The 20,739-nt window shown below is 68.2% G+C and carries 19 protein-coding genes and 1 pseudogene; 10 read left to right on the top strand and 10 right to left on the bottom strand.

Translation table 11 applies throughout. From position 1 onward, the window contains the following. Window positions 1-35: 35 nt before the first annotated feature. From ACIBG8_RS09235 to ACIBG8_RS09220, 4 genes are all read right to left on the bottom strand, one after another. On the bottom strand, window positions 36-167 hold the full coding sequence (locus ACIBG8_RS09235) for a hypothetical protein (RefSeq protein WP_397342120.1): 132 nt from the start codon (window positions 165-167) through the stop codon (window positions 36-38). Window positions 168-547: 380 nt separating this feature from the next. After that, the gene (locus tag ACIBG8_RS09230; protein ID WP_397342119.1) at window positions 548-1,837 is read right to left on the bottom strand and encodes a hypothetical protein; all 1,290 of its coding nucleotides are present in this window, start codon (window positions 1,835-1,837) and stop codon (window positions 548-550) included. A 97-nt stretch (window positions 1,838-1,934) separates the two neighbouring features. After that, complete coding sequence (locus ACIBG8_RS09225; RefSeq protein WP_397342118.1) at window positions 1,935-2,774, bottom strand: aminoglycoside phosphotransferase family protein; 840 nt, start codon at window positions 2,772-2,774, stop codon at window positions 1,935-1,937. 454 nt (window positions 2,775-3,228) lie between these two features. Next, entirely contained in the window at window positions 3,229-3,534 is a 306-nt protein-coding gene (locus ACIBG8_RS09220) for a hypothetical protein (protein ID WP_397342117.1), read from the bottom strand. 535 nt (window positions 3,535-4,069) lie between these two features. Here ACIBG8_RS09220 and ACIBG8_RS09215 point away from each other — a divergent pair. Beyond that, window positions 4,070-4,624, top strand: coding sequence for a CGNR zinc finger domain-containing protein (locus tag ACIBG8_RS09215; protein WP_397343912.1), 555 nt, complete (start codon window positions 4,070-4,072; stop codon window positions 4,622-4,624). Continuing rightward, window positions 4,624-5,172: a GNAT family N-acetyltransferase gene (locus tag ACIBG8_RS09210; protein ID WP_397342116.1), complete on the top strand. Its 549-nt coding sequence runs from the start codon at window positions 4,624-4,626 to the stop codon at window positions 5,170-5,172. Before ACIBG8_RS09215 ends, ACIBG8_RS09210 begins: the two co-directional genes overlap by 1 nt. Before the next feature lie 477 nt (window positions 5,173-5,649). Here the strand turns inward: ACIBG8_RS09210 and ACIBG8_RS09205 are convergent, their stop codons facing one another. Further along, window positions 5,650-5,856, bottom strand: a complete 207-nt coding sequence (locus ACIBG8_RS09205) for a TetR family transcriptional regulator (protein WP_397342115.1) — start codon at window positions 5,854-5,856, stop codon at window positions 5,650-5,652. Window positions 5,857-5,920: 64 nt separating this feature from the next. On the opposite strand from ACIBG8_RS09205, the gene ACIBG8_RS09200 reads away from it, so the two are divergent. The 3 genes and pseudogenes from ACIBG8_RS09200 to ACIBG8_RS09190 all read left to right on the top strand — a co-directional run bounded on the left by ACIBG8_RS09200 (window position 5,921) and on the right by ACIBG8_RS09190 (window position 7,633). Beyond that, window positions 5,921-6,709 carry an alpha/beta fold hydrolase gene (locus tag ACIBG8_RS09200; protein ID WP_397342114.1) on the top strand — a complete coding sequence of 263 codons (789 nt, stop codon included), beginning with the start codon at window positions 5,921-5,923 and terminating at the stop codon, window positions 6,707-6,709. A 220-nt stretch (window positions 6,710-6,929) separates the two neighbouring features. Next, window positions 6,930-7,352 (top strand): annotated as a pseudogene (locus tag ACIBG8_RS09195) (dihydrofolate reductase family protein); the annotation flags it as partial. Next, window positions 7,349-7,633 (top strand): hypothetical protein, encoded by a 285-nt coding sequence (locus tag ACIBG8_RS09190; protein ID WP_397342113.1) that lies wholly within the window; start codon window positions 7,349-7,351, stop codon window positions 7,631-7,633. The pseudogene ACIBG8_RS09195 and the gene ACIBG8_RS09190, both read left to right, overlap by 4 nt. Window positions 7,634-7,840: 207 nt before the next feature. On the opposite strand, the gene ACIBG8_RS09185 is transcribed toward ACIBG8_RS09190, so the two are convergent. Then, a complete protein-coding gene (locus ACIBG8_RS09185) occupies window positions 7,841-8,569 on the bottom strand; it encodes a TetR/AcrR family transcriptional regulator (RefSeq protein WP_397342112.1) in 729 nt (242 codons plus the stop codon). 131 nt (window positions 8,570-8,700) lie between these two features. Between ACIBG8_RS09185 and ACIBG8_RS09180 the strand changes: the two genes are divergently transcribed. Further along, entirely contained in the window at window positions 8,701-9,258 is a 558-nt protein-coding gene (locus tag ACIBG8_RS09180) for a dihydrofolate reductase family protein (RefSeq protein WP_397342111.1), read from the top strand. A 167-nt stretch (window positions 9,259-9,425) separates the two neighbouring features. Here ACIBG8_RS09180 and ACIBG8_RS09175 read toward each other — a convergent pair whose 3' ends face one another. After that, on the bottom strand, window positions 9,426-10,382 hold the full coding sequence (locus ACIBG8_RS09175; RefSeq protein WP_397342110.1) for an NAD-dependent epimerase/dehydratase family protein: 957 nt from the start codon (window positions 10,380-10,382) through the stop codon (window positions 9,426-9,428). A gap of 287 nt (window positions 10,383-10,669) precedes the next feature. Here ACIBG8_RS09175 and ACIBG8_RS09170 point away from each other — a divergent pair, with 287 nt between their 5' ends. Further along, complete coding sequence (locus tag ACIBG8_RS09170) at window positions 10,670-10,858, top strand: hypothetical protein (RefSeq protein ID WP_397342108.1); 189 nt, start codon at window positions 10,670-10,672, stop codon at window positions 10,856-10,858. Window positions 10,859-11,048: 190 nt separating this feature from the next. Here ACIBG8_RS09170 and ACIBG8_RS09165 read toward each other — a convergent pair whose 3' ends face one another. Then, the gene (locus ACIBG8_RS09165) at window positions 11,049-12,260 is read right to left on the bottom strand and encodes a serine hydrolase domain-containing protein (RefSeq protein WP_397342106.1); all 1,212 of its coding nucleotides are present in this window, start codon (window positions 12,258-12,260) and stop codon (window positions 11,049-11,051) included. Between the two features lie 238 nt (window positions 12,261-12,498). On the opposite strand from ACIBG8_RS09165, the gene ACIBG8_RS09160 reads away from it, so the two are divergent. Further along, window positions 12,499-13,248 carry a MarR family transcriptional regulator gene (locus tag ACIBG8_RS09160; protein ID WP_397342105.1) on the top strand — a complete coding sequence of 250 codons (750 nt, stop codon included), beginning with the start codon at window positions 12,499-12,501 and terminating at the stop codon, window positions 13,246-13,248. Window positions 13,249-14,768: 1,520 nt separating this feature from the next. Here the strand turns inward: ACIBG8_RS09160 and ACIBG8_RS09155 are convergent. Then, window positions 14,769-15,554, bottom strand: coding sequence for a hypothetical protein (locus tag ACIBG8_RS09155; protein ID WP_397342104.1), 786 nt, complete (start codon window positions 15,552-15,554; stop codon window positions 14,769-14,771). 145 nt (window positions 15,555-15,699) lie between these two features. Between ACIBG8_RS09155 and ACIBG8_RS09150 the strand changes: the two genes are divergently transcribed. Then, a complete protein-coding gene (locus ACIBG8_RS09150; RefSeq protein WP_397342102.1) occupies window positions 15,700-18,690 on the top strand; it encodes a tetratricopeptide repeat protein in 2,991 nt (996 codons plus the stop codon). A 92-nt stretch (window positions 18,691-18,782) separates the two neighbouring features. Here ACIBG8_RS09150 and ACIBG8_RS09145 read toward each other — a convergent pair whose 3' ends face one another. Next, complete coding sequence (locus ACIBG8_RS09145) at window positions 18,783-19,721, bottom strand: zinc-binding alcohol dehydrogenase family protein (protein ID WP_397342100.1); 939 nt, start codon at window positions 19,719-19,721, stop codon at window positions 18,783-18,785. 96 nt (window positions 19,722-19,817) lie between these two features. On the opposite strand from ACIBG8_RS09145, the gene ACIBG8_RS09140 reads away from it, so the two are divergent. After that, complete coding sequence (locus tag ACIBG8_RS09140; protein ID WP_397342099.1) at window positions 19,818-20,678, top strand: LysR family transcriptional regulator; 861 nt, start codon at window positions 19,818-19,820, stop codon at window positions 20,676-20,678. Window positions 20,679-20,739: the final 61 nt, after the last annotated feature.

The raw sequence follows: 20,739 nt of genomic DNA, 5'->3' as shown, positions 1-20,739 counted from the left end.
AGTGCTGTTGTACGGCTGGCAAGCCGCACACCGCCTCAGACGCCGACGGGCATCAACCGGGCGACGAAGGCGTCGACCAGTACGCCGACGGCCAGGGCGAAGCCACCGAACACCGCCGCTGTGATCAGCGCGGCCGCCGTAGAGGTTACGCCCCGACCCAGGGCCATGGCGGCGGGAATGACCCCCGGCGAACCAGAGCTGACAACATGACCACCTCGAATGCTGAAGGGGTGCGTTGCGACCGATGGCCTTTGGAGTGAGGTGGATGGCGCGAGCCAGACGCACACGCGTTCTGGCTGCTTCTTGGGAAGATCTACGCTCTCAGGATGAGAGCGTCCGCGAGTTGACGCTTGTACGAACGTGTCGAACCTGGTGCGGGGGAGGGGGCTTTGACAGAGCCAGGGCGTCACATGGACGGGGATAGGCAACCCAGGCTGACGACCCCGTGACTATGCCAAGTGGGCTCGTACGGCGTCGCGGCACGAAGACTCTTTGGAATCTCCTGCTGCTCGGTCGAGCACGCTGAGGACAGACGACCACGCCCACGTCAGCCCTCCCGGTTCCTGTAGGTGGCGCGCAGGTCGATCAGCTTCTCCCTGGCCACCTCGTCCAAGGCCCGGCGATGATCCTGGTCCTCCTCCCAGGTGGCCTCCGCGCACAGGACCCTGGCCGCCTCGTGCTGCTCGGCGTCGCGCACCACGTACCAGACCGTGTCGCCACAGCCGCGCCTGTCATGGTCGCGGCGCAGCACCGTCACGATGCCGGAGACGAGAATCTGCCTGGTCCACGGATTCCTGGCCAGGACCTGCCGCTCCACCGCCAGCCCCTCGTCCATGAGCTCGCCGCCGAGCAGGTCGTCCTCCCACCGCCACACCCGGCGGCTGACACCCGCCGGTACATAGTGCGCACCGCGCCCTTCAACGGGCACCGAGAACGTCCGCGCGCCACCGCGGCACAACTCCTTGGCGATGCGCTCGCCGTCGGCGCGCTCGCCCATCCCCTCTTTGCCCAGATCCTGCCCGGAGAACGAGCCCCGCCGCGCCTGCTCGGCGTAGTAGCGGTCGATCAGCGGATCCTTGAACCGCCCCGCCCGCGGCGAGCTGCAGGTGGCCGGGGTGAGGTCCACGCCATCCTCGATGTCGAACCCGCGTGCGCGCAGCGCCTCGTGAACGCTGACGCCTGCGCTCTCCGCCCTGCTGCGTACCCTGCGCAGCCAGCCGTCGAAGGTGTCCAGGTCCGGGTCCGCGCGCAGTGACGCCCAGTCCGCCACCGCCGAGACCGGCACCGGTACCTCCCGCCGCGCCGGAGGTTGCACGAGCTGCTCGGGCTCCAGGTCGATCGAGTAGTACAGAACCCCGCGCGCGATGTAGGAGAACGGCGCCGCGTGCGCGATCGGGTCGAACACATCCCGGATCGGCCAGAACCTCAGCAGCCACGCCTCATCGCACTCACCCGTGGCAAATCCGTCGCCCGGCTCGGGCTCGCGCAGATACATGGCCACGCCGTACTCGAAACGCGGCGGCCCGATCAGGAAGTCATGCCCCCGACCATCCATCATCGCCACGATCGCGACCACACCGCTCTCCGCCACGAACGTCGCCGAACTCACTGGAGTCCACGAGGCGTCCGCGGCCTCCGGCTCCGCGTCCCAGGACTCCAGGCGCACGCCTGCGACGAAGTGGTAGATCTCGTCGGTCGGCGAGCCCCACTCCGGCAGGTCGGTGCCGTCCAGCCCGAACGTGTTGTACTCGACGTAGATCTCGTCGTCGAGCCTCCGCAGCAACTGAGCCATGTCGCGCCTCGCCGTGTTGGTGATCATCTTGGTTCGGCGCAGCATGACCCACCGCACTGACAATCCTGCACGCCGCGTTGGCCCTCGCTTCATCAAGGACTACGCGAAATGCCAGTGCCTCGCACGGACCTACTGGAGGGCGCTAACCGCGTTCCTCCAGCCAAGCGAGAACCGAGCTGACGAAACCGTCGACGCGCGGCAGGGGTTCGCCAGTGAACACCGCATGGAGGTGCCCGACCCCCACCGCGCCATTCCAGGCCAAGGCTCGTCGGCGGGTTTCCTCGTCGGTGGCACGCAGGACGTCCCAGCCGTGCCAGGTCGCGATGAGTGCCGCGTCGATCGCCGGGTCGGACAGGATCGCCATGTCCCAGTCCAGGACGCCGATCAGCTTGCCGTCCTCGCCGAAGTGGACGTTGCCGCCGCCGAGGTCGCCGTGAACGAGCCTCGCCGGGACCTCCTCAAGCGCCAGCATCGTGTCCAGCCGCTCCCGGACTCCGTCACGCCACTTCGACGGCAGGCGTGGAATGATCTCCTCGCTCAGGATGTCCGCCCATCCCAGGCCATCGGCGTACCGGCGCGGCGTGTGGAGAACGGCTTTCAGCTGCGGGGAGATCTCCACCTCGCGCAGCGCCTCCAAGAGCGGCCCGAACGCCGCCGGATCCCCGACGCCTTCCGGCATCGGTTTGCCGTCGATCCACGAGAGCGCGACGGCTGCGCGTTCCCCGAACGTGACCACCGCGGTCAACGGTTCCGGCACGGCGAAAGGCAGACCCGCCGCGGCGACGGCCCGAAGAATCTCGACCCGGCGCGGCAACGTGGCGGCGTGACTGGGGCGCTTGCTGATGCGTACCGCGGCAACGCCGGGAAACAGCACGACGTGGTGCATATTTCCGTGCTCGGCAAGGCGTGCGGCGTCGGGTGGAGCGTGGGGGACAAGTGCTTCAGCGATTTCCAGCAGGTCGGCGGGGACGGGTTGAGGCATCTGGCCATCCTGCCGCACGATCGCACAGGGCGATGACCAGGCGTGGCGGCCCGAAAGGACCAACCAGAACGGCGGTGCCCGGCCATAACACTGGGCACGCGTCGTATTCGCTCGCCGGTGAACCCGCGGGGCGCGTCGAGCAAGATATTCCCCGGGGCCTCATGACCCTGAGTGCGGCGGGGGCACAGTGCGGGCAACAGTCGTGTTCGAACGTCGCTGATGACCGTAGCGTCGTTGTCCAGCCGGTCAACGACTCGCCTGGAAGCGTGCATCCTCATCGCATACGAGATCGCGATCATCGCCGTGGGCGGGAACTTCGGCTATGCCCGATAGGTCAGCACCTATCGTGATCGATGACCAGCTCGGCGAACCGGACTGATCGAGACGCTGATGGCCGACACCGACTTCCGACCGCCAAGAGCAGCGCCTGTCGACGGATCGCCGAGGCCGCCACCTAAGAAAGCCCACAGAGGTTGTCGATGCGATGGTGCGTCTCGCGCGGACACCGTGGGAGGAAAGAGCGTTCGATGAGGCGTGGCGGCTGGCAGATGGCCGCTTCCCCCGGCAATTCTGTGACCGCGTTCGCGAGAAAGCCGGAACCTGATGAGGATCCCGTGCCGGTGGGCAAGATCGAGCCGTTTCGGCGGTCGACGAGAATCGGTGCATCGCCCGCCAGTGCCGTGCTCAAGCCCCGCATCTCGTGGCGGATCCTTTTGACCTCTGCCTCGGCGAGCAGTCGGGCTTCTGATTCGGCCAGCATCCATCCATCATGCTGAGTTGCGCTGCGGCGTGCATGTTCCGGCGCATCGCGTCCACATGACCTGCACGCACCTCAGACCTGGCCAAGCACCAGTGGCAACCCGGCAGGCCCAGGCGCTGGGCGAGGCGGGCAAGGTTCAGGTAGACACCGACGAGCATGACCGGTGTGCCAACACCATCACCCTGACCCCGCTCGGCCGCGCCGAACTCGCCAAGCGAGAAGCCGTCGGCCCTCAGTGGTGGATGTTGTTCACCGGCGTCTGGGAGGCCGAGGAAGTTCACACCCTGCACCGCCTGCTGGCCAAACTCCGCACCTCCATCGCCGCCGCCAACCCGGCAGCCCCGCACAGGCCCCCGCAGTCCCACCCGAAGCCCGAACATCCCCGAAGTCTGGTTGTGGCGGGCATGGAGCGGCGCAGATCGTCAAGGAGCGACGTTGTCGGAACTCTTGGATCGTCCGGTTCGAGACCCGCTTCTGCCTGGCGCCGAAAATCAGATGCTGACGGTTAGAGCGATGGGTTACCGTCAGCATTGTGATGGATGTGGAGTTCCCGATCCTGGGGACAGAGCCTCTCGTGGTGGAGTTCGCCAACACCCTGTACGGCCTCGGCGACCAGATGGACTACCTGCACGACCCCCAGTGGATCGATCTGTGGTTCGCGCGCGTCGCCCCCGAGCACACCGCCATGGGCGCGTACGGCGAGCAGGTCCGCACCCTGCGGGACACGATTCACGCTGTCCTGTCAGCCGCGACCGAGGGCCGCGACCCGGACGCCGAGACCGTGCGGCGGCTCAACGCATTCGCGGCCGCGGCCCCCACCTGCCTGCAACTGGACTGGTCGAGCCGGCCCACCGCCCGCTGGCTGGACACCGTCCACGGGCCGGACGCGGCACTCGGACGCATCGCCACCTGCTGCATCGAACTGCTGACCGGCACCCAGGCAGAAAACCTGCGCCGCTGCCAGGGACCGGGCTGCTCACTGTTCTTCGTCAAAAACCATCCACGCCGACGCTGGTGCGACCCCTCCTGCGGTCACCGCGACCGCCAGGCCCGCTACTACCGTCGCCATCTCCCCCGAGGAGGGTACTGATGATCACCTTTCGCCAGCTCGGCGAGGAAGACTTCCCGCTGCTGAAGACCTGGCTGGAGCAGCCGCACGTGGCCCGCTGGTGGAACCACGAAACCTCGATGGAGGCGGTGATCCGCGACTTCGGTCCCGGCACCCGTGGCGAGGAACCCGGCGAGGACCTGCTGGCCTTCCTTGACGGCAAGCCGTTCGGCCTGGTCCAGCGGGCGTGGCTGGCCGACTACCCCGAGGACCTGATCCCGTTGAGCGAAATCGTTCAGGTCCCCGAGGGAGCGGTGGAGATCGACTACCTGATCGGCGACCCCGGGCAGGTGGGCAAGGGCCTGGGGACCTCGATGATCCGCTCCATGCTGGAGCTGACCTGGCAGGAACGACCTCAGGCCACGTGCGTCATCGTGCCGGTCTCGGCGGCCAACATCGCCTCCTGGCGGGCGCTGGAGAAGGCCGGTTTGCAGCGCATCGGCGAGGGCGACCTGTCGCCCGACAACCCGATCGACAACCCCCGCCACTACATCTACCGCCTCGACCGCCCGAACCCCGCGATTGCGTGAGAGCCAGGAACCGATCCACATCCACGCTGTGGTGGTTCGAGCGCCACGCGCCCTTCATCGTCGGATCTCGCTCTCGACCGGCAGGTGACTGCTGGAGGACTGCGGCTCCCGCGGGCCCCGCCCTCGGTGTCGGCGGCATATGGCGGACCTGAGCACCAACAGGCGAGAGGCCCGGCGCTCTTGAGAACGGGTGCCAAATTCCTTCGCCGAACTGATCTCGTACTGGTGCCGAACTTCCCGCAGAAGGTGGCCGGCGGGTGTACTCCCATCAGGGGGCGCTCACCCTCCGGTGCGGGAAGTGCCGGCTATGAGGGTGTGGAGGCCGTGGTCCAAGGCTGCGTGGAGGGCCGTGGTAAGGGGGGCCTGTTCCTGCAGGACGAACCCGGTGCGTAGCGCGAGCACCGAGGTGAAGCCACAGGCGGCCATGGCAGGGCTGAGGGCTGCGGCACCGGCGACGATGCGGGCGCGGTGGGTCAGTCACTCCTGCCAGGTTTCGCCCGCCTGGGGTGGTCCCATGCCTGCGGACTGGACGATGGCGTCGGCCGTACCGTCCAGAAGCTCCTGTTTGGTGCGGATATGCCAGTAGAGCGCGGGGGACTGGACGCCCAGTCCGGTGGCAAGCCTGTGGACCGTAAGGCCGTCCAGCAGGCGAAGGGCGGTGTCGATCAATGTCTTCCGAGTCAATCTCGCCCTTGTCTCCTTAGCATCGCTAAGTTAGATTGGCCCTTAGCGCTGCTAAGGAGACGCCATGCTGACGACAACGGCATCTGACGGGACCGAGGTCCGAGCCATCGACGAAGGAGAGGGGGCAGCCGTACTGATCCTTCATCCGGGGCTGGACGACGGCCGCTCGTGGGCCAAGGTGGCGGCGCTGCTGACGCCGAACCATCGGGTGGTGCGGTTGCATCGACGCCAGTACCGCCAGGACCTGCCCAGCCCGGCGACGATCGCGCAGGAGGTTGAGCATGTGCTCGCTACGGCGCGGAAGATCGGCACGCCGGTGCTGCTGGTGGGCCATTCGTCCGGCGCGGTGGTCGCGCTGGAAGCGCTGGTCGCCGCGCCACAAGCCTTTACCGGGGCCGTCCTCTACGAGCCGCCGGTGGTGATCGGGGCGCCGCTCGGGGGGCCGAACGGCGAGATCAATGCTCGGGCGCGGCAGGCTATCGCTGCCGGCCGACCGGGTAAGGCGCTGCGGATCTTCATCAGGGAGACCGTACGGCTGCCGCAATGGGTGGCCATCCTGAGCGGGGTGTTCGTCGGTCTCAGCCCGCGGCTGCGGGCGCTCGTCTCCCACCAGATCGACGACAACGAGGCGCTGGACCTGCTCGGCGTCCGACTTGACGCCTATGCGGGGATCGAGGCTCCGGTGCTGTTGATCGGGGGTGACCGTAGTCCCGCTCACCTGAAAGAACGGTTGGATGCGCTGGCTCGCGTGCTGCCCAGAGCCACAAGCATGGTCTTGTCCGGGCAGGGGCACAGCGCACATGCCGCCGCCCCGGCCACACTCGCCGACGCCATCAAGTCCTTCGAGGCCTGAACCGGATCGCTGGGATCTGTCGAATGCTTCATTCCCGGCCCGCTTGGGCGCCACCGGGTTCGAAGCGGGCGAGGAAGCCTGGGTTCGGGTCGTTGCCCAGCGACCGGGGTGCTGGGCATGGATCCGGCGGACGGTTTCCCGTTCGGCACGCCGTACGGGATGCCCGCCACGGTGAGCTGGCACGGCACGAGATGGCCGCAGCGGTCATCGCCGCGCAGACACCCTGCTGCTCGGCCGGACCACCTACAAGTCCTTCGCCTCCACCTGGCCCCATCAGAGCGGCGTGATGGCCGACAATCTCAACAACATCCGCAAGATCGTCGTCTCCAGCACGCTGGAGAAGGCCGAGTGGAACAACTCCACCCTCATCAGCGGCGACGTCGCGGCCCAGCTCGCCGAGCTCAAGGAGGAACCGGGCAAGGACATCAGCCTCACCGGCAGTATCACCCTGACCAGGCACCTGCTGCGCGCCGGTCTGGTCGACGAGCTCCACCTGCACGTCCACCCCATCGTCCTGGGGGCGGGCATGCGCCTGTTCGACGAGTCGGTCGGGCGGCTGCCGCTCACCCTCGTGGAGTCCACCACCTTCGCCACCGGCGCCGTTCACCTTCACTACCAGCCCGCGCAGGGAGACCCCCGATGACCGTCACCGAGTACGCAGCAGCCCTGCCCACCCCGCTCCGCGAGATCGGCGAGACCCTCACCACCCTGGTCGACCAGGCGGGACGGCTGCGGCCCGCCTCCCGGCAGATGGCAGCCGTCAAGCTGAGTAGCCTGGACGACATCGACGCCGAGCTGTCCACCACCTGGGTACGGATGACCACGCCGATCAGCCCCGCCACCACGGGCGGCGCACCCGACGCTGGACTCAACCGCAAGGCGTTCATCCGATCCCGGCAGGTCTGCGACATGAGCGGTCGGTAACAGCATCCTTAAGGGATCGTCAGCCCTCTCGTGGATGGACAGAACCCACCGATCGCTCTCCCGCGGGAATCGGCTGTCGCCCCGCTGCCCGCGCCCGCATCGTCGAGACCGGAACTGACTCCTACCGCCGTGCCCAGAGCCGCGCACGCACCGAACACAACGCCAGCTGACCCCGTGCTGTGCGGCCGTGGTGCCGCGCACCTGCACTCATCCGTCGCCGTCGCCGTTGCCGCGGGTGCGTTGGGTGATGGTGTGTTCGAGACCGTCGAGGAGGGCGTGCAGGCCGAACTCCTGGGTGGTGGTGGCCGAGGGGGTGGCCACAGTGGTGGCCAGCAGCGGGAAACGGTCGGCGTGGAGGAGCAGCAGGTCGCGCATGATGGGGGCGGCGCTGCCGTTCGTCCAGGTCTGAGTGCCTTGGGTGGTGGCGGTCGGGTGGGTGGCGCGGATGTGGTGGGACACCAGCGTGACCGCGTCCAGCCGCTCGCGTTCGGTCAGAGGGGTGTCGGCCAGGGCGCTGAGGGCTCGTTCTGGCCATCCGGTCTCACGCGGGCCCATGACGCGGTCGCCCACGGTGATCGACGGCAGCCAGGGGTGGCGCCGCCAGGCGGCGGACAGCTGGCGAGCGTACTCTTCCAGCTTGGCCCGCCAGCCGGTCGCCCCGCTCAGGTCGGGGGGTGTGCCGACAGCCGCCTCGATCATGATGGCCACCAGTTCGGTTTTGCCGTTGACATAGCGGTACAGGGCCATCTTGGTGAGGCCGAGCTCGGCGGCGACCCGCTGCATGGAGACCGCGTCCAGCCCCTCGGCATCGGCGACCTTGACGGCGGTGTCGGCTAGTTGGGCGAGGTCGAAGGCGGGCCTTGGGCCTCTGGTGCGCGGCTTGCGCAGGCCCCACAACAGGTCGGCCAGTGCCTTCGGATCCTCGTTCACCGACATCGCAGCCTCCTGCTTGTCACCCACGACAACTGTATCTACAGTACACAGTATCCAGAGGACGCAGTTATTCTCCGAACTTGGGAGCAGAGGCGCGGCTGAGGAATCGCGCCGTCGACGACAAGGAGCGGGCTATGTCCAGATCAGTACTCGACATGTCGATGTCCCTCGACGGGTACATCGCCGATCCCCACGACTATCTCGGTGGCGACGACGGCGAGCGGCTGCACAAGTGGGCCGACGCGGAGACCGGGCCTGTCCAGCAGTTCCGGGGCGAATGGAAGGCGGCCGGTGCGATCCTGGCGGGACGGCGGACCGCCGAACTCATGGACCACTGGGGCGGCGATCACGACGGCGCCCCGATCTTCGTCCCCAGTCACCGGCCACCCAGCCCGGCCGCCCGCTGGGGCTACCCGCTGGTGACCTACGTGAGCGACGGAATTGAAAGCGCGATGGAGCAGGCGAAGGCCGCGGCAGGGGACCGGGACGTCCAGGTACGTGGCGGCGCGTCCACGGTGCGGCAGGCACTTGAGGCCGGAGTGCTGGATGAGGTGCAGATCCATCACATCCCGGTACTGCTGGGCGCCGGCCACCGGCTGTTCGACGTCCTGCCGTCGGAGATCGAGCTGGAGATCGTTCAGGTGATCGACACTCCGGAGGCCACCCATATCCGTTACCGCGTGCGCCGCTGAGCCGATCTCGCCTCTGGGGCGGCGGTGCCCAGGGATGCCGAGACCGGAATCGATCCCTACCGCCTCGCCCTAAGCCGAGCACGCCCCGAACACTAGTAATCGTCGATACTCCAATGCCGTAGTTAGGAGTCTGGCGGACTCCCATGAGTCCCATGCAGATCGGGTCGCTACCGTCCCTGTTGCGCCAGTAGGGCACGCTCCTCGGTTGGGGAGAAACCGTTCCGCAGGGGTGGCTCGCCGCGCTCGCGGTCCCAGGCCAAGACGTCGGCCGCCGTCACCTCTAGCGGGGTCGCGGGCATGCCCGCCGCGCGAGCCCGGGCCGAGCTGCGCTGCTGCGTTGGCCAGTTCGTCCGCACCAGCGGGAACAGCGGTGGCGCCACGTCGGGTGACACCGGCACGATCTCGACTTCGCTGTCCGCCACCCGAGCGCAGGTCTCGATGAGTGCCCCGAGCGTGGTCGGCTCAGCAGGACCCACCGCGTTGAACGCGCCGGGGCGCTCGTCAATGAGCAACTGCACCACCAGGTGGGCCAGGTCGCGAGAGTCGATGACCTGTATCGGCTGCTCGGGGTCTGCGGGCAGCGCCACCGGCCCGCCGTACGAGGCCCGCCGTACCCAGTATGTGAACATGTCCGATGGGTCGTTCGGCCCGGCCACCTTTCCCGGCCGCACGATCGTCGCCCGCGAGCCGTACCGGGCCAGCACATCGTCTTCACACGCCACCTTGAGTGGACCGTAGGTGTCGTCGTCGAGTTCCTCGGTGTCGCGCACCGGCGGGCGGCGCGGAGCGTCCTCGTCCGAGTCGGGCCCCACGCCAGTGCGCTGATACACCGCGTGGCTCGAGATGAACAGGTATCGGCCAACCCGGTCGCGGAGCGCGTTCATCGACTGCGCGACGTGGCGAGGCACATAGCCGCTGACGTCCACGACCGCGTCCCATGTGTCATCGTGCAGTGCCGCGTAGTCGCTGGTGTCGCGGTCGCCGATGAGCCGGGTCAGCTGGGGGAACAAGTCGGTTCCTGTCTTGCCTCGGCCGAACAGGGTCACCTCGGCATCGGCGCGCAGGGCGTTCTCCACGATGGCGCGCCCCACGAAAGATGTACCGCCAAGAACAAGAATCCGCATGGCCAGGGACAGTACCAAGGGGAACCACGAAGGGCTCTGAGGCACCCGCAGGCGCAGCCAAAGGGCCGTTTCGGCGCGGCGGAGAGTCATCGCTCTTGGTGTGCTGTTGAGCTCAGTGGATCTCTTGCGCTCGTGTCTTTGCGCGGCCCGCAAAGCCCCGAAAGGCATCCGCCTGGCCAACGGCGAACTCCGCATCTACCGCAGCGACTTCAACACTTGGCTGGAATCCCTCAGGAGTGCAGCATGAACACCTCGTTCAAGGTCGAGTTCTGGGACATCCGCACACGGTGCGCTGGACCGTAGGCAACCGCGAGAAGTCCTCTACCTTCAAAACCAATGGCCTGGCCGAAAGCTTCCTGTCCAAGCTGCGGCAGGCGGCACGCGACGGCGAGGCCATGGTCAAGGAAGCCGGACCTGATATGCCTACGTGCACGCCTGGTGGCCGCACGCTGCAGGCAAGTCTCGCGAGGGCATGACCGACGCGCTTGCGAACACCAGGCCCGTACTCACGAATGGCCTCGCTGGCGGTCCCAATGACGAGATGATCCACAAGGCTCTTCGTCCGGTCCGCGGGACGGTGAAGCCGGCGGCCATTATCAGATCCGGCATGGCCTGCGAGGCCGGAAGGGGACGTTTGCGGAGGATTTCACCTCCGACCAGAGGAAGTCAGCGGGATCTGGGGGCGCAGAATTCGGCTTCGAGGACGTTGGTGAAGGCAGCGATGGGGTTGTTCCAGTCGCCGTTGACGTTCTGGACGAGCATGTGCGTGGCGTCGCGGGTGCCGTACGCGTATGACCATGAACCCTGGAGTGCGCCGCCCATGCCCCAGACCGTTGTGCCGCAGGACAGTTTCACCGACGACATGCCGAGGCCGTAGGTGGTGTTGGGTATCCACTTTCCGTCGGGGACCGGGTTGGTGGCGAACATCTGCCGCTGCTGGGCTTCGTGAAGGAGCTGGCCTTTGAGCAGCGCGGTGAAGAACCGGTCGAGGTCGGCGGCGGTGGAGATGATGTTGCCGGCCGCCCAGCCGGCGGAGGGGTTCAGCTCGGTCACGTCGTAGATAGTGGGCTTCGGCTCCTGGGAGTACAGCGTGGAGTAGTGCCGGGCGTGGGGGCCGCGGATCCGTACTTCCTTGCCTCCGGGTACGTGGGTGCCGGTCAGGCCGAGTGGGCGGATGATCCGCTGGGAGACCTGTTCGGCGTAGGTCTTGCCGGTCGCCTTCTCGATGATCATGGCGGCGAGGACGTAGCCGGTGTTGGTGTAGGTCCAGTCCTGGCCCGGCTTGAAGTCGGGTGCGTTGGCCGTGCCGATCTTCACCAGTTGCTGGGGCTGGTAACGGTCATAGCGGTGTTTGAGGAAGCCAGGACCGGCGAGGCGGGCCAGCATCTGCTTGTCGTTGAGGTGGTTGAACAGGCCGCTGGTCATGTTGAGAAGCTGCTTGATGGTGATGAGACGGCCGTCGTTGCCGTTGCCGCGCACCAGGCCGGGCAGCCATTCTTCCACCGTGTCATCCAGGCTGAGCTTGCCTTCGGCCTCCAGTTGCAGCACGACGGTGGCGGTGAAGGTCTTGGTGATGCTGCCGATGCGGAAGCGCTCCTGCGGCAAGCGCTTGCGACCGGTTCGGGTATCGGCCACGCCCGCCGTACCGAACCACTGGTCATCACCCTCGCGGACCGTCGCGAGGATGCCGGGAAGGCCGGTTTCGGTCACGGCCCGATCGAGCGCCTGCTGCACTCCGGGGCGGTCGGAGGTGGGGCCTGAGCCGGCCGCGGCTGCGGGTGCGGCCATGGCAGCGACCGCGACTGCGGTGGTGGCGAGCAGGCCGACGCTCGCCCGGGTCGTGCGGGCGCGGGACGGCTTGGGGTCAATGGTGGTCATCTCAACTCCTTGTAGGGGCGAGTACGCGAGTTCTCGCCTTGCGGATGACGGACACGCTATATCGCGTTTTCTATTCATTCAACGTGAAAGCTCTTTACTCTGAATGGAACTGCAGGTAGAAGCCCATAAATTCTTGCAATGGGGTTACAGTTAATGCACAGCGCTGGCTGTTTTGCAATGAAGTACGAGTTAATGCATACTGTGCGGCGACACCGCGGCAGCGAAGGGAGCCACAGGAATGCCGGGAGACAGGCTGACCTACCAGGATCGCCGGGACATCGCCGCCGGCTTGGCCGCAGGATTCACCTACTCCGTGATCGCCAGGGGCCTGCAACGCCCGGCCTCGACCGTCACCCGCGAGATCATGCGCAACGGAGGGCCCGCCGGATACCGGGCAGACCAGGCCCAGCAGGCCACCAAGCGGCGTGCCCGGCGGCGTACATCGGCCCCGCCGACACCGTCTCCAGCGCCACCGGCCGCCGCCACGCATGGACGGACCGCCGAAGCCATGCATGATTTCCGGGAGCGCTTCGCCGCCGTGCTGGGCAGGGCCGGGCTCCCGTCGATGATGAGCAGAGTGCTGGCCTGTCTGTACGCCACCGACACCGGCAGCCTCACCTCAGCCGAGCTGGTCCAGCAACTGCGGGTCAGTCCAGCCTCGATCTCCAAGGCCATCGGCTACCTCGAAAAACGAGAACTGATCCAGCGCGAACGCGACCCTCAGCGAGGGCGCGAACGCTACATCGTCGACGACGAGGCCTGGTATCAGGCGGTGCTGGACAGCGCCCGCGTGAACGCCGAACTGGCCGACATCGCCGAGCTGGGGGCCAAGGTCCTTGGCGACAGCACGCCCGGCGGCGCCCGGCTGCAGGACGTGAGCCAGTTCCTCGGACACGTCAACCACGACATCGTCCACTCAGCCAACCACTGGCGACGGCAGATCCACGTCCGCCGCACGACAGACGGCGTCGGCGGCGCCTCGTCGTAGAGATCCGGACCCTGCCCCTATGTGGTCCAGGTAGGACGATGTGCGACGCGGCCGCTCTCGGCTCATACGGCACCGCGCCTGCCGATGACTACATCCGCCCAGGTGATTGCTCTGCGAGGCTTCGCCTCAACGTACGCGAGCTCCGGTTGCCCGGGAGACGGGCGCCCGGTACGGCAGGACGATCCGCTGTGCTGCTTCGCCTGGCCTACCTGACCGTCACGGACGCCTTCGCCGCGCTACGGCTGCTGCCCATGAGTGATCGCTGTCCTTGAGCGCCAACACCAGAGTGCGATTCGCGCCTGAGGACCGGGCCCTTCTCGCCGCTCTCCTGACCTCACTGCCGCGTGAGGTTCTGCGCCGGCTGCGACTCCTCGTCCGGCCGGACACCGCCCTGCGCTGGCACCGCGACCTGATGAAAACGTCGTCACGGCCGCATCTGGGTCCACTCACGGTCTGCTCCATCCGCGCTCTCATTCTGCGCCTGGTCCGAGAGAACCCGAGCTGGGGCTACCGGCGGATCCATGGAGAGCTCACCACGCTCGGCATAAAGATCGCGCTGTCCACCATCTGGGAGATCCTCAAACAGGCAGTCCTCGACCCGGCACCCAATCGGGCATCCACCATGTGGGCCGACGCCCTACCGGCCTGCGACTTCATCGAGACCATCACTCTCGGCGGGCGACACCAGCACGTCCTGGCCGCATCGAGCGCGCCACCAGACGCGTCCGCGCGCTCGGCACCACCGCTCACCCGAGCACAAACGGGCCACCCATGCGATCAAGGTGCTCGCCGAGGCCAGCATCAAGGCGGTGCCAGAGCGAATCATCGACCTGAATGTCCGCCGACGAGACCGGCTCGGCGGCGTCCTCCATGAGTACGCACAAGCGGCTTGACCTGAATGGATGAAATTATCGACAGGTGCAGCCTGAAGGGGCTCGCCACCGCTGGCTGGGTGTTCACCCGCGACGACGGCCAGCCCATACGACCGGACTGACTCGCGGGGACGATGTCGGTGCTCGAGGGCTCATCGAGGAGGCGCTGGTGGTCTTCGCCACGCATGGGGCTCGAGAGCACGGCGAGCTTCTGAGCTGACCTGCGCCGCGCCCCCTGCTCCTTCGCGCCAGGAGTTCCGTTCCCGCGACAGAGGCGATGACCTGGTTCACCGTCAGGGCATGGATCGGGTGATGCGTCTTGGCGCCGGACCGGGCGGGCCTGCCGACTCTCGAACCTCGGAGGACCTCGACCGGAGCGATCGGGTGGCGTCGAAGCCCTGTGGACACCTGCGATCTCCAAGGGAACCTGAACCGTGCTGGGATCGACCCCGCCCCGCGCCGTCGACAGGGCGTTCCGCCGCAGGCGCCGACGGTGAATGCGGACTGCGAGAGGATCATTGGCACCCTGCGTCGTGCACTCCTCGACCGAACGCTCCTCTTGCTCGCAGGGCCCCACTGCCGCCAGGACCGTGAAGTCCGTCGTGGCGGTGGGGCCGGTAGCGCTCGCGGTTTCCGGCGGTGGAACCGCTAGCTGGTGAAGCGTCCTTCGCGTGTGTACACGCAGGTACCTCCGCCGCAGTTCGGGTTGGAGTCCCAGCCGTCGTTGTACATCACCTTGCGATGGTTCTTGACGGTTCCCTTCCAGGCCGCTTGGTGGTGCCACGGCGCCACCTTGGAGTCGAAGTGCTTCACCCAGCTCCCCGCGAGCCTGTAGTAGATCCGGTGCTGCGCGTAGAGGTAGCTCGGCGAGCCGGGAGGGGTGCAGTTGGCGACGTAGCTGTCGGCGTAGCGCTCCTTGTATCCACCGAAGTCGTAGGTGGTGTAGCTCTTCGGGGCCAGGCCGGGCACGCCGGTGTCATGCCACATGGTCCAGCCGTACCAGGTGAAGTTGCAGGCCGCGGCGCCGGTGATGGTCGCGCTGCTCGGCGCGGTGAGGCCGTCGACGACGACGGGCGAGGTGGTGATCACGCGAAGCCGTAGCTCCTCGGGTAGATCGGGGCCGTGATCCTCGACCAGCCGCTGCGGGACGGCGACGTTCCTCGGAGTGATCTTCAGATAGGTCTCCAGGTAGCTGTCGTCCCGGTCGCGGGCGAAGAGCGCGGTGCGGCCGATCATGCCCGTCTGGACCAGGCCGATGTCATTGGACGGACGGCTGTCGGTGAGGTCGACGACCAGGCCGCTCGTGTACGTGAGCTGAGCGAGTTGTACGTCGACGTCGGTTTCCTCGGTGGCGGCCGTGGCCGCGGCAGGAGGGAGCAGCAGAACGGCTGCGATCGCGGCCGTCAGGCCCAGGGCGGTCCTCAGGTTTCTCATGGGGGCAACGGTAAAAGTGGATCTTTCAGTTGCCTTAAAGGTGAGCTCGGCGCATACTGCGGCTGTGACGGGGGGCGAGCACTTACTGCCACGGCCCCTGCTCATGCGCTTGCTGGATCAGATAGTCCGGCATCGGCTCACCGTCGTGAGGGCGGGACCAGGCGGCGGGAAGACCTCGGCCCTCCGCGAATGGGCGCGGACGCGGCCTGAGGTCCCGGTGACCTGGCTGGCGCGAGCCGACGACGCGACGCTGGTCGAAGAGCTCTGCCAGGCCCTGGACGCGCCCGCGGGATGGCTCCGCTCGGTGGGTCCCGCCGCGAACGACCCGGCCCGTACGGCTGCGCTCGCCGCCGAACTGGGCGCCGCGCTGAGCCGATCCACGGTCGTCGTGATCGACGAGGCGGAGCGGCTGGCTCCTGAGACGTTCGGCGCGCGACTGCTGGAGGGGTTGTGCCGGCATGGGGGAGACAACCTGCATCTGGTGCTGATCTCGCGATCAGCCGTGCCCTTCCCGATCCAGCGGATGTGCGGTCTGGGTCATGTGCTCCAGGTCTCGGCGGAGCAACTGTCCTTCAGCCCTGAGGAGACGCGTTCGCTGGCCGGAGTCGTGCTGGAGGAGGAGGCCGAGGAGCTGGCGAGGGAGGTCCAGAACCTCACCGCGGGCTGGCCGGTCGCCGTACGGCTGGCGCTGAGCTGGTTGCGCGGCGTGCCCGCCAAGGATCGGCTGGGCCGTCTCGCGGCGGGACCGGTCTTCGACTACCTGGTCGAAGAGGTGCTCAACGGCGGTGACGCGCGCACGCACGAGTTCCTGAGAACGGTCGCGGCCCTGCCCTGGTTCACCCCGGAGCTGTGCACGGCCATCGGCCTGGACATCTCGCGCAACGAGATCGACGCTCTGGCGGCGCAGCACATCCTGATCACCCGAAGAGAAGACCGCTACGGCGTGACGACCCTGGTCCGCGAGTACGTCGGGCAAGCCGATCGGCAGCCGAGGGCGGCTCGTTGGTATGAGGAACGCGGGTTCATCAGGGAGGCCCTGGCCGTCTCGGGCGATCCCGTCCACCTGGTCGCGATGATCGAGCGCTGGTGGGAGGCGCTGCTGGCCGAGGGACACCCGGCCGAGCTGGCGCGGGCCTGCCGTGCCGTACCGAAGAAGTTGAGGTCTTCCGCTGTCGACCTGGCAGAAGGCCAGGCCCGGCAGGTTCAGGGCGACTGGGCAGGGGCGCTGGAGTGCCTGCGCCACGCCGAGGCCACCGATCCCGCCGTGGCGTGGCGGATCGGGATGATCTACTACCATCGCGGCGACTACCGGACCGCGCTCAAGGCCTTCGAACGCGGTGTGCTCACCGAGGAACCCACTCCCGACGAGGCCATGCTGCTGGCCTGGACCGCGAGCGCCCGCTGGCTGCTCGGAGACGTCGCGGACGCGGAGGACCTGGCCAGGCGCGCGCTGACCATGGCAAGCACCTGTGGCGACGAACGGGCGGCCGCCTGCGCGCACATCGCCCTGGCGATGGTCACCCATGATGAGGGCGACCTGGCCGCGAGCGAGCGGCACAGCGCACTCGCGCTGGCCGCCGCGGAGGGCTCGGGTGACCTGCTGCTGGCCGTGCGCGTCCTGGCCAATCGAGCCTCCGGCCGCACAGAGGAGGCGCGATACGCCGAGGCGTTGGAGGACCTGGAGCTGGCGGTACGGCGAGCGGAGCTGGTGGGAGCTCCGGTCAACGCGGCGATCGCCCTGCACAACCGGGCCGAGGCGCTGATGGGACTCGGCAGGCTGGATGAGGCCCTGGCCGATTTCGGGCAGGCGCGGGACATCTTCGGCCGGGTCGGCAGTGACAAGCTGGGCCATCCCCTGGCCGGTCTGGGCCGGGTCCACCTCGAGCTCGGCGACCTGACCCGCGCCAAGGTGAGCTACGAGAACGCGCTGAGGCACGCCGAGCAGCTCCAGAACGTGCAGCTCACCCAGTCGATCCTGGCCGGGCTGGCCCGCATCCAGGTAGTCGACGATCCCTCCGGAGCCCTGAACCTGGCCGAACGCGCGGTCGCCGCGGGCGGCGGCTCCGGCCAGGCAGGGGCGCTGCTGGCCGCCGGGTGGGTCCATGCCGAGATCGGCGACCGGGCCACGGCCGCCGCCTACGCGCGCTCGGCCCGCGCGCTGGCCACGAACCGGCGCGATCGGGCGGGCACGGCTGAGGCGTTGGAGCTGTCGGCCCTGGTGGTGGCCGGTTCGCCCGGGGAGCGCGACGAGCTGTTCGAGGCCGCGGCCCGGATCTGGCGGCAGATCGGCAGCTCGCTCGGTATGGCGCGTAACCGCTTCGCGCGGGCATGCCTGGGTGACGGCCTTGGTGAAGAGGAACTGGAGCTGCGCCGCGGCGGGATCCGCAACCCGCACGACTCCGGCGCTGGGCTGCTGCGGGCGGTCGCCCTCCTGGACCAGAGCGCTGTGCTGTTCTGCGTGCTCGGCGGGGTACGGCTGAGCCGCTACGGGCGGAGTGTCGGCGCTGCGGAATGGCAGTCGCGCAAGGCGCGTGACCTGCTGACCTGGCTCGTCTGCCAGCGCGGGCGGCCTGTCGCGCGGGAGGCGGCGATGGAGGTGCTGTGGCCGGGGGAGGAACCCGCCAAGTGCGCCAACCGGCTGTCGGTGGCGCTGTCGACCGTTCGATCCGTCCTGGATCCGCAGCGGAAGTTCGGCGAGTTCGTCAGGGCGGACAAGTACACCATCCAGTTGACGGGTCTCCGGGTGGACGTCGAGGAGTTCCTCTCCGCCGCAGCCAAGGCGCTGGAGTCGCAGGATGACGACCTGCTCGTGGCGGCGGAGGCGCGATACACCGGCAATGTCTGTGAGGACTCCCCTTACTGCGACTGGCTGGAGCCGTTGCGCGAGGAGGCTCTGGCCGTCTATCAGGCGCTGTTGAGGAAGCTGGCCGTCCGCGCGCAGCAGGTCGACGACCATGACAGGGCGGTTCGCTACCTGCTGCGGCTGCTTGAACGCGATGGCTTCGACGAAGTGGCGCATCTGGATCTGGTCCGGACGCTGACGCGGGCTCGCCGGCATGGCGAGGCACGCAGGCGGTACCGGATCTACGTTGAGGCGATGGGGGAGCTCGGAGTGGAACCGGCGCCGCTTTCCTGAGGGGCGTGAGCAGGCAGGATGGCGGACTGGCCTGGCTGTCCCTGATACCACGCGAAGAAACACCAGATCAGGTTGGCTCGACCCTGAATCGGTCACGGACGCAGGATGACCTTCCCGACAGTACGGCGGGCAGTCAGGTCCGCCAGCGCCAGACCAGCCTCCTCCAGCCCATACTCGGCGCCGGTCACCGGGCGCAGCCGTCCTGCGGCGGTCAGTGCGATCAGGTCCGTCAGCGCCTCGGCGGCCGTGCTGCCCGGTCTGCGCAGATGGGCGCCGACCCAGTAGCCGCCCACCGAGATGCTGCGCTCGCTCAGCAGACCGGGGTCGACGGGCGCCGGCTCCACCCCGCCCGAGGTCCCGTAGGTGATCAGGCGGCCGAACGGCGCCAGCACGTGAACCCCGGCGTCGAAGACCGGCCCGCCCACCGCGTCCAGCACCACGTCGACCGGCTCGCCGCCGTTGGCCGCGAGCACCCTTTCGATGTATCCGTCCGCTGAGCCGTCCACCGCCTCGTCCGCGCCCAGGTCGAGCACCAGCTTGCGCTTGTCCGGGGTCGAGGCCGTGCCGATCACCCGGTTCGCGCCGGACTCCCTGGCGAGCTGGACCGCCAGATGGCCCACGCCTCCGGCTGCGGCGTTGACCAGGACGCTCTCACCCGCTACGAGCCGCGCCGCCGTACGCAGGAGGTGCCAAGCGGTCAGTCCCTGCACCAGGAGGGCCAGCGCGGCCCCGGCGGGCAGGTCCTCCGGGATCTCCACCGGCGTCTTCACCACCGCCTTCGACGCGTAGGCCGCATCGGCGAAGGCCAGCACCCTGCGGCCGTCCTGGGTCCGGCCCACGACCTCGCCGCCGGGGACGAACGGCAGCTCCGGCGGCAGATAGGAGCCACGCAACCGCTCGGCGTCGGCGAAATTGAGCCCGGCCGCCTCCACTTCCACCAGAATCTCACCCGGACCCGGCACCGGGTCAGGGACCTCGGCCAGGGCCAGGACGTCAGGACCGCCGAATCGTTCGGCACGCATCGCTCTCATGTCCGCGACGCTAGGGCCGAGGTGTCGCGCATAGGAGTGGGTGCCTTTCATGCATAAGCCGGAATCCATGAAGGTCGTTCATGTGTTGTCGTCGACGTGACTGATCTCAGTGCCGCCGAGATGCGGGTGCTCGTCGCCGTGGACAGCGAGGGGAGTGTGTCAGGTGCGGGGGTGCGGCTCGGGCTGACCCAGTCGGCGGTCTCCCACGCGCTGCGCGCCGCCGAGCAGAAGATGGGCGCCGTGCTGTTCTCCCGCGGACGCCAAGGGGCGCGAGCCACCTCGGCGGGCGCGGCGGCGGTCGGGCACGCGCGGCGCATCCTGCGGCTCATGGAGGTCATGAAGACCGACACACGCACGGCCGCCCACGGCGAGGCCACGGGAACCATCCGGCTGGCCGCCTTCCGCAGCGCCGCCTTCCACCTGCTGCCGGGCGTGCTGGTGCGGTTCGGTCAGCGCCATCCGCGAGTGACCGTGGACGTGCGTATCGTGCCCGACCTGGGCCGAGGGATCGCGGGAGAGGTGATCGACGGGCGGGCCGACGTGGGTGTCGTCTCGTTGCCGGTGTACGTGGAGGGGCTGGTCAGCAAGGAGCTGTACGCGGAGCCGTACGTGCTGGCCTACCCGCAGGGACACCCGGACCCCCGGTCGCTGCCCATGATCGACTGGCACGAGAACTGCTCGGGCGAGACCCGGCGCTGGCTGGCACGGCAGGAGTGGATCCCGCCCGGTGACATCACGGTCGAGGACGACGGGGTGGTGATGTCGATGGTCGGACACGGACTCGGAGCGGCGATCGTGCCGCGCCTGTCGGCGGTGGACGCCCCGGTCAAGGTGGCCACGGTCGGGCTGGGGGAGGACGCGCCGATGCGGCGGGTGGGGTACGTGACGACGCCGGAGCTTGTGGGATCGGCGGTCGTCCGCGACCTGCTCGGGGAACTGCGCACCCTGAAGGCCTGAGCTACGCGTAAGTGACCCCGGCCCTCGGTTCTTCGGCGGTGTGGTGACCCAGGCGGCTCCC

Source organism: Nonomuraea sp. NPDC050556 (assembly GCF_044457355.1).
Taxonomy (GTDB): domain Bacteria; phylum Actinomycetota; class Actinomycetes; order Streptosporangiales; family Streptosporangiaceae; genus Nonomuraea.
Note: the sequence above shows the minus strand (reverse complement) of the source record. Positions and strands in the feature narration are given on the sequence as shown.

Coding starts and splice junctions, on each gene's coding strand:
- ACIBG8_RS09230 (WP_397342119.1), bottom strand. CDS start 1,837: ATGCTGCGCCGAACCAAGATGATCACCAACACGGCGAGGCGCGACATG.
- ACIBG8_RS09180 (WP_397342111.1), top strand. CDS start 8,701: ATGTCCAGATCAGTACTCGACATGTCGATGTCCCTCGACGGGTACATC.
- ACIBG8_RS09200 (WP_397342114.1), top strand. CDS start 5,921: ATGCTGACGACAACGGCATCTGACGGGACCGAGGTCCGAGCCATCGAC.
- ACIBG8_RS09175 (WP_397342110.1), bottom strand. CDS start 10,382: ATGCGGATTCTTGTTCTTGGCGGTACATCTTTCGTGGGGCGCGCCATC.
- ACIBG8_RS09160 (WP_397342105.1), top strand. CDS start 12,499: ATGCCGGGAGACAGGCTGACCTACCAGGATCGCCGGGACATCGCCGCC.
- ACIBG8_RS09155 (WP_397342104.1), bottom strand. CDS start 15,554: ATGAGAAACCTGAGGACCGCCCTGGGCCTGACGGCCGCGATCGCAGCC.
- ACIBG8_RS09225 (WP_397342118.1), bottom strand. CDS start 2,774: ATGCCTCAACCCGTCCCCGCCGACCTGCTGGAAATCGCTGAAGCACTT.
- ACIBG8_RS09220 (WP_397342117.1), bottom strand. CDS start 3,534: ATGCTGGCCGAATCAGAAGCCCGACTGCTCGCCGAGGCAGAGGTCAAA.
- ACIBG8_RS09145 (WP_397342100.1), bottom strand. CDS start 19,721: ATGAGAGCGATGCGTGCCGAACGATTCGGCGGTCCTGACGTCCTGGCC.
- ACIBG8_RS09235 (WP_397342120.1), bottom strand. CDS start 167: ATGGCCCTGGGTCGGGGCGTAACCTCTACGGCGGCCGCGCTGATCACA.
- ACIBG8_RS09165 (WP_397342106.1), bottom strand. CDS start 12,260: ATGACCACCATTGACCCCAAGCCGTCCCGCGCCCGCACGACCCGGGCG.
- ACIBG8_RS09190 (WP_397342113.1), top strand. CDS start 7,349: ATGACCGTCACCGAGTACGCAGCAGCCCTGCCCACCCCGCTCCGCGAG.
- ACIBG8_RS09210 (WP_397342116.1), top strand. CDS start 4,624: ATGATCACCTTTCGCCAGCTCGGCGAGGAAGACTTCCCGCTGCTGAAG.
- ACIBG8_RS09215 (WP_397343912.1), top strand. CDS start 4,070: ATGGATGTGGAGTTCCCGATCCTGGGGACAGAGCCTCTCGTGGTGGAG.
- ACIBG8_RS09185 (WP_397342112.1), bottom strand. CDS start 8,569: ATGTCGGTGAACGAGGATCCGAAGGCACTGGCCGACCTGTTGTGGGGC.